At 30.8% G+C, this 13,226-nt stretch carries 24 protein-coding genes; 9 read left to right on the forward strand and 15 right to left on the reverse strand.

The window, feature by feature from the left end:
- Positions 1-95: 95 nt before the first annotated feature.
- Entirely contained in the window at positions 96-281 is a 186-nt protein-coding gene (locus GSQ84_RS15085) for a hypothetical protein (protein WP_158798099.1), read from the forward strand.
- Here the strand turns inward: GSQ84_RS15085 and GSQ84_RS15090 are convergent.
- Positions 274-1,206, reverse strand: a complete 933-nt coding sequence (locus GSQ84_RS15090) for a hypothetical protein (protein ID WP_158798100.1) — start codon at positions 1,204-1,206, stop codon at positions 274-276. The genes GSQ84_RS15085 and GSQ84_RS15090 overlap by 8 nt on opposite strands.
- A gap of 142 nt (positions 1,207-1,348) precedes the next feature.
- Here GSQ84_RS15090 and GSQ84_RS15095 point away from each other — a divergent pair, with 142 nt between their 5' ends.
- On the forward strand, positions 1,349-1,582 hold the full coding sequence (locus tag GSQ84_RS15095) for a hypothetical protein (protein ID WP_158798101.1): 234 nt from the start codon (positions 1,349-1,351) through the stop codon (positions 1,580-1,582).
- A 200-nt stretch (positions 1,583-1,782) separates the two neighbouring features.
- On the opposite strand, the gene GSQ84_RS15100 is transcribed toward GSQ84_RS15095, so the two are convergent.
- The 8 genes from GSQ84_RS15100 to GSQ84_RS15135 form a co-directional block, all read right to left on the reverse strand.
- On the reverse strand, positions 1,783-2,121 hold the full coding sequence (locus GSQ84_RS15100) for a hypothetical protein (protein ID WP_158798102.1): 339 nt from the start codon (positions 2,119-2,121) through the stop codon (positions 1,783-1,785).
- Positions 2,121-2,462: a hypothetical protein gene (locus tag GSQ84_RS15105; RefSeq protein ID WP_158798103.1), complete on the reverse strand. Its 342-nt coding sequence runs from the start codon at positions 2,460-2,462 to the stop codon at positions 2,121-2,123. The genes GSQ84_RS15100 and GSQ84_RS15105 overlap by 1 nt, the downstream gene beginning before the upstream one ends.
- Positions 2,455-2,619 carry a hypothetical protein gene (locus GSQ84_RS15110; protein WP_158798104.1) on the reverse strand — a complete coding sequence of 55 codons (165 nt, stop codon included), beginning with the start codon at positions 2,617-2,619 and terminating at the stop codon, positions 2,455-2,457. Before GSQ84_RS15110 ends, GSQ84_RS15105 begins: the two co-directional genes overlap by 8 nt.
- 84 nt (positions 2,620-2,703) lie before the next feature.
- Positions 2,704-3,435 carry a hypothetical protein gene (locus GSQ84_RS15115; protein WP_158798105.1) on the reverse strand — a complete coding sequence of 244 codons (732 nt, stop codon included), beginning with the start codon at positions 3,433-3,435 and terminating at the stop codon, positions 2,704-2,706.
- The gene (locus GSQ84_RS15120; RefSeq protein WP_158798106.1) at positions 3,436-3,900 is read right to left on the reverse strand and encodes a hypothetical protein; all 465 of its coding nucleotides are present in this window, start codon (positions 3,898-3,900) and stop codon (positions 3,436-3,438) included.
- Between the two features lie 235 nt (positions 3,901-4,135).
- Positions 4,136-4,891: a hypothetical protein gene (locus GSQ84_RS15125; protein WP_158798107.1), complete on the reverse strand. Its 756-nt coding sequence runs from the start codon at positions 4,889-4,891 to the stop codon at positions 4,136-4,138.
- 1 nt (position 4,892) lies between these two features.
- The gene (locus GSQ84_RS15130; RefSeq protein WP_158798108.1) at positions 4,893-5,189 is read right to left on the reverse strand and encodes a hypothetical protein; all 297 of its coding nucleotides are present in this window, start codon (positions 5,187-5,189) and stop codon (positions 4,893-4,895) included.
- Positions 5,190-5,564, reverse strand: a complete 375-nt coding sequence (locus GSQ84_RS15135) for a hypothetical protein (RefSeq protein WP_158798109.1) — start codon at positions 5,562-5,564, stop codon at positions 5,190-5,192.
- A 262-nt stretch (positions 5,565-5,826) separates the two neighbouring features.
- Here GSQ84_RS15135 and GSQ84_RS15140 point away from each other — a divergent pair, with 262 nt between their 5' ends.
- Positions 5,827-6,345 (forward strand): hypothetical protein, encoded by a 519-nt coding sequence (locus GSQ84_RS15140; RefSeq protein WP_158798110.1) that lies wholly within the window; start codon positions 5,827-5,829, stop codon positions 6,343-6,345.
- A gap of 117 nt (positions 6,346-6,462) precedes the next feature.
- Here the strand turns inward: GSQ84_RS15140 and GSQ84_RS15145 are convergent, their stop codons facing one another.
- The 3 genes from GSQ84_RS15145 to GSQ84_RS15155 all read right to left on the reverse strand — a co-directional run bounded on the left by GSQ84_RS15145 (position 6,463) and on the right by GSQ84_RS15155 (position 7,862).
- Positions 6,463-6,642, reverse strand: a complete 180-nt coding sequence (locus GSQ84_RS15145; protein ID WP_158798111.1) for a hypothetical protein — start codon at positions 6,640-6,642, stop codon at positions 6,463-6,465.
- A gap of 10 nt (positions 6,643-6,652) precedes the next feature.
- A complete protein-coding gene (locus tag GSQ84_RS15150; RefSeq protein ID WP_158798112.1) occupies positions 6,653-6,943 on the reverse strand; it encodes a hypothetical protein in 291 nt (96 codons plus the stop codon).
- Between the two features lie 307 nt (positions 6,944-7,250).
- The gene (locus tag GSQ84_RS15155) at positions 7,251-7,862 is read right to left on the reverse strand and encodes a hypothetical protein (RefSeq protein ID WP_158798113.1); all 612 of its coding nucleotides are present in this window, start codon (positions 7,860-7,862) and stop codon (positions 7,251-7,253) included.
- Positions 7,863-8,796: 934 nt separating this feature from the next.
- Between GSQ84_RS15155 and GSQ84_RS15160 the strand changes: the two genes are divergently transcribed.
- Complete coding sequence (locus GSQ84_RS15160) at positions 8,797-9,093, forward strand: hypothetical protein (protein WP_158798114.1); 297 nt, start codon at positions 8,797-8,799, stop codon at positions 9,091-9,093.
- Complete coding sequence (locus GSQ84_RS15165; protein WP_158798115.1) at positions 9,087-9,248, forward strand: hypothetical protein; 162 nt, start codon at positions 9,087-9,089, stop codon at positions 9,246-9,248. Before GSQ84_RS15160 ends, GSQ84_RS15165 begins: the two co-directional genes overlap by 7 nt.
- Here the strand turns inward: GSQ84_RS15165 and GSQ84_RS28375 are convergent.
- Both GSQ84_RS28375 and GSQ84_RS15175 read right to left on the reverse strand, forming a co-directional pair.
- Positions 9,238-9,486: a helix-turn-helix domain-containing protein gene (locus GSQ84_RS28375; RefSeq protein ID WP_371416374.1), complete on the reverse strand. Its 249-nt coding sequence runs from the start codon at positions 9,484-9,486 to the stop codon at positions 9,238-9,240. The two genes, GSQ84_RS15165 and GSQ84_RS28375, sit on opposite strands and share 11 nt — an antisense overlap.
- 167 nt (positions 9,487-9,653) lie before the next feature.
- Entirely contained in the window at positions 9,654-9,905 is a 252-nt protein-coding gene (locus GSQ84_RS15175) for a helix-turn-helix domain-containing protein (protein WP_158798117.1), read from the reverse strand.
- Between the two features lie 79 nt (positions 9,906-9,984).
- On the opposite strand from GSQ84_RS15175, the gene GSQ84_RS15180 reads away from it, so the two are divergent.
- Genes GSQ84_RS15180 through GSQ84_RS15195 form a run of 4 tightly spaced genes read left to right on the forward strand, consistent with a single transcriptional unit; the run spans position 9,985 to position 11,732 of the window.
- Positions 9,985-10,368 carry a hypothetical protein gene (locus tag GSQ84_RS15180; protein WP_158798118.1) on the forward strand — a complete coding sequence of 128 codons (384 nt, stop codon included), beginning with the start codon at positions 9,985-9,987 and terminating at the stop codon, positions 10,366-10,368.
- A 2-nt stretch (positions 10,369-10,370) separates the two neighbouring features.
- The gene (locus tag GSQ84_RS15185) at positions 10,371-10,757 is read left to right on the forward strand and encodes a hypothetical protein (RefSeq protein ID WP_158798119.1); all 387 of its coding nucleotides are present in this window, start codon (positions 10,371-10,373) and stop codon (positions 10,755-10,757) included.
- Positions 10,754-11,359 (forward strand): DUF4468 domain-containing protein, encoded by a 606-nt coding sequence (locus tag GSQ84_RS15190; RefSeq protein ID WP_158798120.1) that lies wholly within the window; start codon positions 10,754-10,756, stop codon positions 11,357-11,359. Before GSQ84_RS15185 ends, GSQ84_RS15190 begins: the two co-directional genes overlap by 4 nt.
- 1 nt (position 11,360) lies before the next feature.
- Positions 11,361-11,732 (forward strand): hypothetical protein, encoded by a 372-nt coding sequence (locus GSQ84_RS15195; protein ID WP_158798121.1) that lies wholly within the window; start codon positions 11,361-11,363, stop codon positions 11,730-11,732.
- Between the two features lie 9 nt (positions 11,733-11,741).
- On the opposite strand, the gene GSQ84_RS15200 is transcribed toward GSQ84_RS15195, so the two are convergent.
- Entirely contained in the window at positions 11,742-13,109 is a 1,368-nt protein-coding gene (locus GSQ84_RS15200) for a site-specific integrase (protein WP_158798122.1), read from the reverse strand.
- Positions 13,110-13,226: the final 117 nt, after the last annotated feature.

The following is a 13,226-nucleotide window of genomic DNA, read 5'->3' on the forward strand; positions in this document are numbered from 1 at the left end:
GAGAAAAAGTTCCTAATGGCTTTTAAAATTCTTAGATTCTATTTACCATTGCCAACATAATATATATACATAAACAATCATTTAATAAAACATCTATGGAAATTTTATCTTTCTTACGCAGTTCAATCGGTAATATTATAGGTGGTTTATTTTTAATCGGTGGTATATATTTTACATATTATCTAAACAAAAAAGACAATAAACTTCTATCAGAGGAAGTTGAAGAAACAGTTAATGCTGATGGTTCACGACATAAAAAAGAAAAAAGAATATTTAAATAATTTCGTATTTTTCACTTCTTAAAAATATGTTATTATATTGTATGACATTCTTTGAAACTTCATCAAGTGCATCAAATGTACTTTTCACTTCTGGATTTACTTTTATATAATCTGCTATAAAAACACTTACTAATTTAAAGGCAACATCTAAGGTAAACAGCGAAAGCTTAAAAAAATCTGGATTTTTTGCTTCAAACATATTACCAAATGCCTTAACCCCAATATATGATGGGTGGGCATGCAAAGATAAATGAGTGTAAAACAATCCCATAGGATATTTAGAAATACCTGCGTTATTTACTAATTCTTGGAAGCCATTTAAAACTTTAACTTTGCCATCCGTAAAGAACACACTGTAACTATTTTTCTTTATTACAGTTTCGATTTTCTGCTGGTCTATTAAAGACAAAGATTTGTATAATTCTGTATCTCGAATATCACTTATATATTTAATTATAATATCATTTTCAGATTTCGTTTTAGCTTCCGATTCTGGTGTTTTATTAAAAACAGCAAATCTTTGTCGAAACTTTAATCCAGCAATAACCCACAAAACATGTAAAACACCTCTTTCATCCTTACTTTGCGGATTCACAAAAACAGTATTAAACATACCAATTGATTCATAAAGCCCCCTTACAGCTGTGGTAACTAAAGTTTGGTCAATAACTTTATGTAACGGCACTCCATCTTCAGAGACATATTCAATTGTTTCAATAGTTTTTTCCAAAGTAGCAACTTTGGTAAATATCATTTGTAATATTAAAACCATATCCCTTCTAATACTATAATCATATTCTCTTGCTCCATGATTTTGTGTAGCCTTAAATAAAAAGTTTTTAAAAATTCCAAACAAATTATTTACGTCTTCCTGATTTTTAGGAAATGTTAACCTATCAAAAATTAGCTGTTCATCTTCGTTCATCCTTTAACATTTGATTAAATAAAAAATAAATTTAAAAATATTAATTCATTGTCATTCAAAAACCTTTGTTTATATTAGATAACTTGCGCAAGTAAAATTCGATAAATCTTATCGATAATTAATTACTCAAATATTTTGAATTATGAATCAAAAACATTATGAAGGTGTTTATCGCAATGATGAACTTCATTTTAGAATTATTGACCTGGTTGATGAAGGTAGACTTGATAAAAATACAGCAGGTTATGGTGCATCCCAAATTGTTATTAATAAGGGATATGATTACTTAACAGAGGCTCAAAAATATGCATATGACAATTATGTATCTCCATTAATTGAAAATATGGAGATTGTAGAAACCCTAGAAAAAATGTAAATTTTTGTAGGTTATATTCATCATTATAGGCTTTTATAACCATAATGATGAATATAATTTACTTTAGTATTATTTTGTTAAGGTATAACCTATAGATTCCAACCAGGTAAAAAACTCTCTGATTGAACCACCTATTAAAATAGCTCCACCACGTTTAGTTTCCTTACACCATTAGCTGTATAATTCTTCTATAGTTGCCATTATTTTTTCTTTGTTTTTAGTTTAATCGGTTCATCTTGTGTATCAGGTATCATTTGTAAATTAACCTGGGTTACAGGCTCAACAGATGCTTTCAACTGTTGATAATAAATTGATTCAATCCAGGGTAAAAAGGATATATTAATTTCATTTAACACACAATCGCCACAACTCCATAATACATCATTGCTTTTTGTATGGCCTCGTCTGCCTCGTTCATCCTGGATAGCTTTTAACTTCATTTTGTAGTCATGTGTAATCGTTCCTGTCTTTTTATTTACAATATCATACGTCTCTTTTTTAATGCTTTCTACAGCATTAACTAATGCTATATCTGTCATTATGCTACGGTTTGAAGGGTTACGCTATAACCAGCAGCAGTAAAATAATCAACTACCTTTTGGTAAATATCATCATCTGTTAAAGTACTAGCATCCTGGATGTAAACAGATGTTGGAAAAATAGTAGTACTAGCAATTTGGAATGGCTGTTCACCAGCAACATAATCAACCTCTGATTTATAAATTGAAAAGTTAATATTAGCTGATTGTGTGGTACCTGATGTAGGTAAAACTGTAACGTTTTTATTTACTGAATAATTTGTGATGTATGCAACTGCTTCATCAGTTGTAAATCCTGATACAGATTTAAGTGTTTGGTTAAATTGGATATAATTAGTCATTTTTTTCTGTTGTTTTAGTTTGTTCTTGTATAAAATTTACGAGTACTTGTAATGCTCTATCTAAGGCTTGCCCGTCTAATCTATTTAATAGTAATTCACCTGTTGCATGGTAAATTACCTGCAAAGCTTGCTGTGGTGTTAATTCTTTTTGTTCCATATAGTTATTTTTTCAAAAGTGCATATACACCTATAATTGCACCTAATCCTAAACATTGAAGTATTATTGATGGTGCTTTAGTTGTCAGTTTTTCTCGTTCCATTCTTTTTTATCTTTGTTTCTGTTATTTTTTACTGGTGGTGGATTAATTAATTCGTCTATCTCCTGGTTACTTTTGAATTTTCTTTCTCTCTTATTGAATTGATAATCTTCTGTATATTCATTCACCAAGGTTTTTATTTTAATCTTTAGTGCTTCAACCTGCTGCTTAATAATGCTTGTATATCTACCCTTTGTTTTCTTCTTGTCAACCAGGAGATTTAATATTTCAATTTCTTCTGCATCCAAGTATTGCAACAGATATTCAAAAATCTTATTTTGTGTATAAGGATTATCATCAAGGTTTGCAGGATTGAAATAATTTTCGTCTTCTGGTGATTGTGTTAAAACATTGGTAGGACTGATAGAGGCACCGCAATGCAGTGATGAAGCATGATATATACTTTGTACTTCGCAACCTTTAGGATTAGCATTACTAAGTTTTATACAGGCATTCTTGCACATATTCATGATGTAACCTTCAAATTTCTGCTTCTGCACTACATTGTATAAATATTCAATCTTTTCAGCTGGCATCCTGGATAATTCCAGGAATGTCCTGGATATACAATCTTCAATTATTCGAGTATGCCTGGATACTCCGCAACGATTTAATAATGCATCAATCTTGTCCTTCAGTTTTACACTATTCCAATATTTTAAAATAATTTCATCCCTGGTCAACACCATGTGTTGCACTGGTATTCTTTTTCCCAATTATGTTATCTCTTTACATTTATTTTTAAATACTTCTTGACCTACAAGGGCACAACATGTACTATTTTTATCACCGCCAAATACAGTGCGTAAAGCATTTACTTTTTGCCTCTCTGTAATGTATTCTTTTAGTTTATCTGTTTTAATGCTGTAATAATAATTGGAAGGAGGAATACTATAAACAATGTAATCAGCAGTAGTTGCAGATAGTCCAGAATTTTCTTTAAATCCATTAATTACTTTATATAATTCTATGGCAACATTACCAGTTTTCTGTGCAGCGTTATCTAACTTAATTTCAAATGTTACTGGTTTGCTATCAGCCTTGGTAGCTATTAAATCGTAACCAGAAAATGTACCTAATGACTGTGTACTGCTAACAGTGTAACCAAAGGTTTTTAGTTTATCAGCAAAGCTATTTTCAACCTGTTGTGACTGTTGTAAATCGGTTTTAAATGTTGACAATGTTAGACGTTCCAGGCAAATCAGTAATGCCCGTGGCTATCTTATTTTTTTTTCTCTTATTCATATAATTATAAATAGTCTCTTCCTAATTAAAGTGACTGTTTATATTAAAATAGTTGAAAATATATTTTTTGTAAAGACTTGAATTTTTCTAAAAATAGATTATAGAAAAATTAGGGCATAAAAAAACCCCTGGCTTTTTGAATACCAGGGGGGGGATTAAAATTGGAATTTCCTATTTATCTAATTTTATTTTTTGTCTTAAACAAAACATTTCATGTGATAGTTTATCACAATGAATCTCGAGTTCGTCTAATTTTTTATTTAGAGCGGGGGAAAAAGTTACACTTTTTTTAAGAGTTAAATATTGGGAATATTCAGATTCATATTTTTCTGTTAATTCTCTTAATTGCTGTCTATCAGATTTAACAGGTTCTTCATGCCTAACAGAACTCATATTAGGTATAACAAATGCACTTAATTTTTCAATGGTTTTCAATCTGTCAGCTGCATTAAGAGACGCAATATCATCTTTAAATTGTCCTTCCAGATATGTATTTACTATTGTTTTTAAATCAGATTTAACAGGTTCATCTAATAATACCTTTTTACCACTAGCACCTGTGTATGTTCTCTCCAAATCCTTTGAATTAACATAAGCTTTTACTTGTTTAATTTCACTATTTTTATTAGCTAATTCATCTTCCAACTGTTTAATTCTCTCATTCTTAATTTTAATCTCAGATTGCATTTCTTTATATTTAGTTTCGCCATAATTTACCAAAGCTTGTAAATCTTTTGATTCTTTCTTAAGTAGATTAATTTCCGCATCTGACACGTTAAAATCCCTATTTACAAAATCCATCCAATGTGATAGGTCTGTAAGTTTACGATAAACTTCAATTGGATTTGCTTCAGATGAATACATTTTTATTAATTCATCAACTGTTTTACTTAGTGTTTTAAGGTAACTATTATTTATTGTTTCCATTTTATTCTTTTATTTTTTTTAGTTTATTTAGATGCTTAAAAACATCTACACATATATTATATTCTTCCATTTTGCTTAAGTAACGTAATGCTAAATCGAACCGCTTAATCAACCATTCTTTGGTAATCACTTTAACATTTATCATGAAGCTTTCAGCATCAATTGAAATGATATCTGTGGCAGTATAAAACGAAAATGTAATCATATTTTGTTTTTCGTCGCTGTCCTGTCGTTGTACTATATAATCAACATAGTCATCCAGTATCATGTAATACTTATCCTTTGTTGTTTGATGCATTTATTTGATTAAAATAGTCCACATGTGCCTTTCAGTGAATGCATTATGAATTTGTTCATATTTATCTTTTAGAATTACCTTCAAATAATCCGCACCGTGTTTTAATTCACAACCTAAAACAGCTTCGCCACACACATCATCAAATACATATACATCATCTGTTGATTCTAATTCAACATTTTTAAAAAAAAGTGTACTATCTAGTTGAAAACCACTATAAAAACCGAAGTCCTTTGTTTGATTTTTATCTATACGTTGTTTATTTTCATTAGTTTCAACAAGTTTATCAAACTTAAATATTACATCTGTCTGTAGTCTATATTCTTCATTTGAACCTTTGGTTCTAACCTTAATTGCATCTTTAATTATAATCATATACTTATTTGTCATTTTTGGCATCAACCCACGCCCACATTGCAGCTGCAAAAACCAGCATTATTACGATTACTATTGTTGTAATATTTATTTGCTTTTATAAATCCAGTAGCAAGTGCTAAGGAGAGTCACTATTATTAATCCCATCATATATATAAATATCACGGACTTTTTAAAAGTGACTGATATAGTATTAAAATAAACTATTTTTATTTTAATGTAAATAGTATTGGATTAAAATTTAGTTGTTATTTTTATCTTAATGGATTCAGAAAAACTTACTAAAGAAGAAATATTCGGGCAAATAAACGAGCGTAGCATTTTTTACAGGGGTTCTATACTCAACTTTTGTATAGCACTAGAAAAAGCTATGGATTTATTCGTTGCCTCCTATTTGACAAATGACAGGTACAAACAGCAGGAAATAATGGTATTGTTGTTAGATAGAATGACATTTGAGGGTAAAAGGACTACTGTAAAGTCGATATTATATAAAGCAGAGGAAAAAGCTGGTTTTGTTAAAACTAAAAAAAACAGCTATAAACATTCTGCTCTAATTGAAGAAATTAGAGAAATCAATCAAATAAGAAATTATATGGCTCACTATTTATTGGCTACATATAAAGAGGCTTATGAACGATACCCAGAAGAAATAGGATTTATTGAATTTCGTGACAGCCCAAAATGTTTTTGGATGAACCATGAAACGTTTGTAAATATGATGAACAAAATTTCACATGCACATGACCAAATGAATAGTTTGGTATTACCATGCAAATAATTTACATAAAAAAACCCCAGATAAATTAATACCCAGGGCTTCATTAATGAAAAAATTACAGATTACTATTTATTGGTTAATTAATACTAAGATAGCTTACAATTGAAAAATGTCAAGCTAATAACCTCTAATATTTATATCACATTCTTCCTTCATACTTGCTAATAAGTTTTCAAGTTCTTCAATCTTACTTTTAATCTCTTTAGCTTTTTCATGGTCGCTAATTCCATGTTTATCAATAATGATTGCTAAACTGTGGGCTTTAGTGACAACACTAGATTTGCCCGAATTGCACATATATAACATATTAATTGCTATTTACAATTTTATAATTCTTAGGCATTCTGTCACCTTGAAGAAATAATAATTCATTGTCATCACCATTATATAATGTAATGAATGGTACATTGCTGTTACCAATTCTTATTGTCTCACAATTATTAGCATGTCCTTGTATAACCTGCCATTTCCAGGATACTGTGTCAATTGCTCTAACAATGCAATTCTTCTCAATCCCTAGTGGGTTACACTGTGGTTCTAGGTTGTTAACCTTATCTATTATTTCTTGTTTTGTAATTGTATGTAGTTGTGTATTCATATATTTTTATTTTTTACTTTATGTACCATTATTGGTGCAACAAAGGTAGAGTGACATGTATAGTTTTTGTATACACTTTATTTTCATTTAAATTTGTTTTGTCCCAATTTTTTGCTACATTTTATTTGCAGATTAGGGAATAATTAACAACCCCACTTTAAATACCTTTAAAGACCGATTGAAATAAATAAGGAAAATATTCGCAAGCAGAGTTGAAAGTTTTCAATACCTTATAATTACATTTCTATGACTGAATGTAAAAGAAATGCCGTCAAGTGCTATTGTTTATATAACATAGTATACCTAATTAGAGCGACAGATTTTTAATCACATCCTGTATGTAATCCTGGTTGATGAAGTCATTTGTTATGGTTAACTGATATTCCAGGTCTATTATCTTCGCTTTAAGAGCATCAATTTCTATTTGCATAGATTGTTTCGCTGATGGTTTATTAGTGGCTTTAGCAGGCTTAGAAAAGCTTGATTTGGATGTATTCTTTACAGTGTATCCATCACACAAATACTTCTGTACCCATATCGGCAAATTTCTTTGAGAGTTATAGTAATGCAGTTGAAAATTATTGGAACTGTTGAAATCATATTCACGTACTATATTATAGGTATTGCTGGTATATCCTTTACTGGCACCAGTACCACCCATGATTATCATTTCTTGTTTAAGAGTGGATAATATCCTGGTGAACTTGCCACCAGTCAAACCTAACATGGATGTATAATCTTTGTTGTTTACTTGTTTATCTAGTTGTGAGGCAATTTTATATACAATGAAGTATATTTTTGGGATATCTGTCCTAGTGAAATCACTGAATGCTTCATCTATTTGTTTTTTAATGATGAAAGGAATGTTTACTGTTAGTCCTGATTGTTTACCTGTTGTTTTGTTAATTTTTGTTGACATTATTATTTATTCTACTTACTTTATTTAGTTCACTGTATTCCTTTAGCTACCATACTAAATGTGTACTGTTAACCTAATTTGGTAGTGGTCAACAGTACACTAGAATAAACAATGATTATCGTTTCATATAAATATCATCGAGTTATTAGAAGTGCCCGAATTGAAAATATTTATTTGACTTACTACTAAAATAGCCTAAAATGAATTTTTATCAAGTCCATTATAATTTAAAAAATACTGTCTGAATTACTGCTTGAAATACCGTCTCATTTACTGCCATATATAAGAGTAAGATATAAGTATTAAAAGGTAAGAGTAAAGAATCAATGTTATAGGCAGTATTTATTTTAAAATTGAAAAAGTACTGTTTGAAATTATTATTATAGATTGTTTTCTCTATAATATCAGATAATAGATTCTTTACTCTATTTTATTATGCATGCAGGAAATGAACGAAGTGAATTATCTTTTCAACAGTTATCTGTAAGATGGTAAGTAATATTGTGACAGTATTTATTTTAAAAATGAAAAAGTACCGTCTGAAATGTATGTTTGTGAATGAGATATAAATATTACCTTCCATTTGATGATGGTGTTGCTTCTTCATGTAGGGCTGCATATGATGCCTGTATGAAGGAAGGTTATATTATGCCTTCCTATCACAAATTCCAGTATGATTTAAAAGTAACAGGTACTTATCATTTTAATTCTTTAAGTAATGTATATAAGATACAAGATTTACATCCAAGCTACTTTATTTAATGACATTTCAATGACTGAAGAAAACAACTGTTAATACATTGAAAATCAATGTCTTAATTATTCCCTAATCTGCAAATAAATATTAGCTGTTTTTATGGTCTAAAGTACGGTTACCCCTATAAATTTTTTAAATGTTATAGTACCTTTAGAAAAAGCAGAGCATAAGTAAAATATGAAAAAGGAACAAATAGAACTGATAGAAGGTCTAATATACTATGATTTAAGGAAGGTTAGGCCGTATACATATACAGAGGTGGGGAAAACTATTGTAGATGATAATCAATTTATCATTCAATATGAGTTAAACTACTTAGATGATAACAAGCAATTTGAAATCACTGTTACTAGATTTGAAGAAGGATTAACATTAGAAGTACGTAATGCTGCACTACCTGATTCTGTATTGGTAGAAGTTAAAGGTGAAATATCAACAATCAATGATTACCTAAATGGTTTTAAAAAATGGTAACACAACTACAGCAGCAACGCCTAGATAATATTATGTACCTGGCATTCCAGGATGCCATAAAGGTTAATGAAGACAAAGAGGAATATGAAGTTTGTTCAAACTTGCTGGATGCTAAATTAGAATTACAGGCGAAAATAGAATTACTTACTGAGTAACATTTTCCTCGTATGGCATCAAAAGCTCGTAAGCTTGTACATTCAATGCCTCAGCGATGATATATAAATTGGTAATGCTAACAGATGTTTTAGCAGTTTCGTACGCCCACAGGCTCTTTTGATGGATGTTAGTTTTATATTCCAACTCAACAATGGTTAACCGATTTAGTTTACGGTATTTGCGTATGTTGTTACCAACATTCACTAAAGCCATATCATTTCGATTATATTTTGCCATCAATTGGCCACAAATAAATGGCAAAATATCCCAGCACAAAACGGTCAATTGCACGGATTTTGAAAAAAGTTTAATATTTTTACAGTACCAAATATTACTTAATGACGAAAATAAATAATAGCAACACAAATAAGTGTTAAAAACTAAAGAGAAGAAATATTGAGATATTAGTCTTTTGATTTTAACAAAAGCACATGTGGAAGTATACCCAGGTGTTCAGCAATTAATTTGATTATGGTTAGATTCATTTCGACTTTTCCATTTTCGTATTGGCTGATGGTTATCTGTCCCAGGTCTGTTGCTTTGGCTAATTGATAAGGAGTAAAACCTTTTTTTTCACGGTAGAAACGAATATTAGCCCCTACCAGGTTAAGGAAATCCTGGTCACGCTTACGTTTATATCCTGATATTTTCGCCATTAATGGCAGCGAAATAATATAAAAAAATTTAGATAAATACTATATAATTATATACTATTACCTTTAGAGATGTGATTTTATGAAAAAGGAAAAACCCAAATCAGATTACATATTAGTAAAACGTGCATTGCATCAAAATGGAGTACAGTTAGTATTTGTTTTTTTGGCTAAAACCCTGGATGAAGCTTATAACCCAAATAATCCAGAACAACGCAAATACACTGTTGGATGGGAATACAGACCAGAGAGCATTAAGCTTCTACTTATTAGACACGGTGTTGACCAATTAAGTGAGGATATGAAATTAGCTTACAGAATTGTATATGAAGATGCGTTATATGGGATTAAGCAATTGGTCAGTAACTCGGAATATACCAGTATGTTAAAATATATGGATGATTACATTGATATCAATGTCTATAGCTGCATAAACATCGATGCTTTCCTACACAAAATGCTATGATTATGGAAAAACCAATATTCATTATCAACAAAAAAGTTGTGCACGGCCAAGGTAAAAGTGCAATACATCTTTATTTAAGTGCAAAAGTACCAGAAGTGTGGGATGGAGAGCGATTAACGCATTATGCCACATCCCTATTTTTTAACGGTAGCCATCAGCAAATTAAAAAGAAACTAATAGAACATGACTATGATGTAGATACAGTATGTAAATATTTCATCAAAGATTTTTATGAATTATTAATTCCTCACATCAATATAATGAAGCATATAGGCGCAGAAAAACAAAGTAAAGACATGTGTAAGGAAATTGAAGATTTCATTCGTCTAATAGTTTATTCCATTGCAGTAAAAGCCATAACAATTTCAAACGATATAACAAAAAAATGAAAAAAACACTATTAACAATATTTGCTGGTATCAGTATCTTGTCAGCCAATGCACAACAAGATTCAATTAAATTACCTTTTACACAAGATGGCAGAATAGAGTATACAGCCGTTATACAGACACCAAATCTTACAGTTAATCAAATCTATCAGAATGCAAAATACTTCTTCAGAACAGGCTTTAAAAAGGCTGATGATGTAATTACAGTTGATGATACAACTGCACATATTATAGCAATTAAGTCAAAAATATTTGCACCACTTAAACTTGATTTGCCTGGTTCTGGTGGTAGTACGACAGCTGGCGACATGTTTGATTATCTACTCACAATTGAAGTGAAAGATGGTAAGTATAGATATACTATCAGTGGATTCAGCGGTAATACTGTTTCATCAGGAATTTACCCAGGTTATCAAACCGTAAGCTTTGATGGTACAGGAGCTGGAAAAGCCCGAACAGTATACAACACTATAAAGGACGAAAAATTGAAAAAGACATTAGTAAGGGGTACAACTGATATGCTCAATTATTTGAATGATAAAATGACTACCTTAATAGCTTCACTTAATAGTAATATTGCTAAATCAAAATCTGATTTTTAAAATGAAATTTTCGATATCACCTAATGAATGGGCAACAATGCCCGAAATTGAAAAGGCTTCTTATAATAAAGGATTTGTGGACATGCAGCTACGTTTGAAAAACTTTAAGGTGCCTTTTAGCTTGTTTTTAGCGCATGTGACATCACCTGCACCAGTAATTGATAACAGTGGTTATGCAGAACTTTTGAAGGGCATAAATGAACTTAAACAGATGGGGGCAGCATCAAACAAATTTTTCACTAATATTCAGAAAGTTCCTGTACAGAAAAAACTTACTGAAGAAGATTTGATAAAAATTAAGGATGAACAACAAGCAGCTAAAATAAAAGCACGTGCAATAGCTAAACTTGCAGACAAGCAAAAAAGGGGTTAAAATAACCCCCTAAAATTCTGCATCTAGGCCTAAATCTAAGGTTAGGTATCGTATTGTTTGGTCAGGGCTGGAATGTCTGCATTTTTTCATTAGTTTAGTTATGACTATCCCTGGATGTACTCCTTTGGCTATTTGTTCATGCCAAAAGCGTGTAACAGCGGTATGTTTTAAGGCATAAGGTGATTTTCTATTGTCTAAATATTTACCTACTACACGTACATAAGCAGCATCAAACCCAGTATAATTGTAATGCCTGGTAATTAATTGATAACTAGGAAATAATGGATAATCAGGATTTTTATCCGCTCCGAATCTCATTTCTACATATGATTCCATGATTTCAAACAATTCATCATTTATTTGCAAGTGTAGCAATGTGTTGTTATCATATTTATTATGGGCTTTCGTTAAATCAGACGGAATTGAAAACCTTTTGTTGGCTCTGTCATACATTGATAATTTCAACCTCAATATTTCAGAACGTCTGATGCAAGCGTGATAACAACACATTCCTATAGCCCTGAAGAACTGACCTTTTTTTGTCTTTAAAGCTACAGTGTGAAAGTCTTCTAACTCTTTATCTGACCAAATTTCAAACCTATTTTTTGTAATAATAGGTTGTAAATGGATTTTCCTTAAACGCTTCATCAAACGCTTTTTCATCCCAGTTATGGGACTAAATTCTATCTTTCCATTATCTATCAATGGAGCAAAAAAATAACCAAATTGGTCAATTTTGCTTTGACAGGTTCTAATGCTCCAAAACCCATTATCATTATTCGGGTCATTCTTTTCGGTAATATATTTTTCCAAATCCTCCCTGCTTATCTTTGTTACATCATGTAGTTTATCAATTCCACTAACAAATTCTCTAAAACCTCTGTTAAAGTAACCCGTAGCACTTTTTGCTGTTAAAACCTGGGCTGGATTAGGATTTATCCAACCTTGGAACTTTATCATGCCCTGATAAGCTTCATCATAAGTTACACCTGTCGCTTTTTCCTGCTCTTCTTCAGCTGTAGCAAGTTCACGCTCACCTTTAGTTTTTGGGTCTAAACCAGCTTCCAAATCATTTTTTACCCATCTTAATAAGTCATCAGCCAATTCATCATTTTCGGCTCTTGTTTGGCTATCAGGTGAAAATCGTACTCCATATTCCTTACCATAAATTTTAGGATAATGAGTTAAAATAGGCTCTTGATACTTTTTAGTTGGATGTTTTTTATCAGGCTGATATGATACAGGCGTATCAAAGGTTATTTTATATGCTATCCACCATTTTGTAGGGGGTTCTAATTCTATTTTTTTCTTGTCGCTACCCTTTTTATATTCTGCATTTGTACAAATACGTACATTGGCATAAGTGAACTTTGGCATAATCAAATTTTCTCCTTTTTTTCTCCTTCATATATTGAAAGTGCCATAAAGGTACTAAAAACCCATTATGTAGCAATGGTTTTCATGTTGCCAATGATGCCGTAGTTTTCAATCGGT

It is taken from the genome of Pedobacter sp. L105 (genome assembly GCF_009765875.1).
Taxonomy (GTDB): Bacteria; Bacteroidota; Bacteroidia; order Sphingobacteriales; family Sphingobacteriaceae; genus Pedobacter.

Bases quoted from the DNA above. Each gene is read 5' to 3' on its own strand.
- GSQ84_RS15100 (WP_158798102.1), bottom strand. From the start codon at position 2,121: ATGACAGATATAGCATTAGTTAATGCTGTAGAAAGCATTAAAAAAGAG.
- GSQ84_RS15145 (WP_158798111.1), bottom strand. From the start codon at position 6,642: ATGTGCAATTCGGGCAAATCTAGTGTTGTCACTAAAGCCCACAGTTTA.
- GSQ84_RS15140 (WP_158798110.1), top strand. From the start codon at position 5,827: ATGGATTCAGAAAAACTTACTAAAGAAGAAATATTCGGGCAAATAAAC.
- GSQ84_RS15190 (WP_158798120.1), top strand. From the start codon at position 10,754: ATGAAAAAAACACTATTAACAATATTTGCTGGTATCAGTATCTTGTCA.
- GSQ84_RS15180 (WP_158798118.1), top strand. From the start codon at position 9,985: ATGAAAAAGGAAAAACCCAAATCAGATTACATATTAGTAAAACGTGCA.
- GSQ84_RS15135 (WP_158798109.1), bottom strand. From the start codon at position 5,564: ATGATTATAATTAAAGATGCAATTAAGGTTAGAACCAAAGGTTCAAAT.
- GSQ84_RS15185 (WP_158798119.1), top strand. From the start codon at position 10,371: ATGGAAAAACCAATATTCATTATCAACAAAAAAGTTGTGCACGGCCAA.
- GSQ84_RS15085 (WP_158798099.1), top strand. From the start codon at position 96: ATGGAAATTTTATCTTTCTTACGCAGTTCAATCGGTAATATTATAGGT.
- GSQ84_RS15175 (WP_158798117.1), bottom strand. From the start codon at position 9,905: ATGGCGAAAATATCAGGATATAAACGTAAGCGTGACCAGGATTTCCTT.
- GSQ84_RS15125 (WP_158798107.1), bottom strand. From the start codon at position 4,891: ATGGAAACAATAAATAATAGTTACCTTAAAACACTAAGTAAAACAGTT.
- GSQ84_RS15150 (WP_158798112.1), bottom strand. From the start codon at position 6,943: ATGAATACACAACTACATACAATTACAAAACAAGAAATAATAGATAAG.
- GSQ84_RS15195 (WP_158798121.1), top strand. From the start codon at position 11,361: ATGAAATTTTCGATATCACCTAATGAATGGGCAACAATGCCCGAAATT.
- GSQ84_RS15200 (WP_158798122.1), bottom strand. From the start codon at position 13,109: ATGCCAAAGTTCACTTATGCCAATGTACGTATTTGTACAAATGCAGAA.
- GSQ84_RS28375 (WP_371416374.1), bottom strand. From the start codon at position 9,486: ATGGCAAAATATAATCGAAATGATATGGCTTTAGTGAATGTTGGTAAC.
- GSQ84_RS15165 (WP_158798115.1), top strand. From the start codon at position 9,087: ATGGTAACACAACTACAGCAGCAACGCCTAGATAATATTATGTACCTG.
- GSQ84_RS15110 (WP_158798104.1), bottom strand. From the start codon at position 2,619: ATGGAACAAAAAGAATTAACACCACAGCAAGCTTTGCAGGTAATTTAC.
- GSQ84_RS15155 (WP_158798113.1), bottom strand. From the start codon at position 7,862: ATGTCAACAAAAATTAACAAAACAACAGGTAAACAATCAGGACTAACA.
- GSQ84_RS15105 (WP_158798103.1), bottom strand. From the start codon at position 2,462: ATGACTAATTATATCCAATTTAACCAAACACTTAAATCTGTATCAGGA.
- GSQ84_RS15095 (WP_158798101.1), top strand. From the start codon at position 1,349: ATGAATCAAAAACATTATGAAGGTGTTTATCGCAATGATGAACTTCAT.
- GSQ84_RS15160 (WP_158798114.1), top strand. From the start codon at position 8,797: ATGAAAAAGGAACAAATAGAACTGATAGAAGGTCTAATATACTATGAT.
- GSQ84_RS15090 (WP_158798100.1), bottom strand. From the start codon at position 1,206: ATGAACGAAGATGAACAGCTAATTTTTGATAGGTTAACATTTCCTAAA.
- GSQ84_RS15130 (WP_158798108.1), bottom strand. From the start codon at position 5,189: ATGCATCAAACAACAAAGGATAAGTATTACATGATACTGGATGACTAT.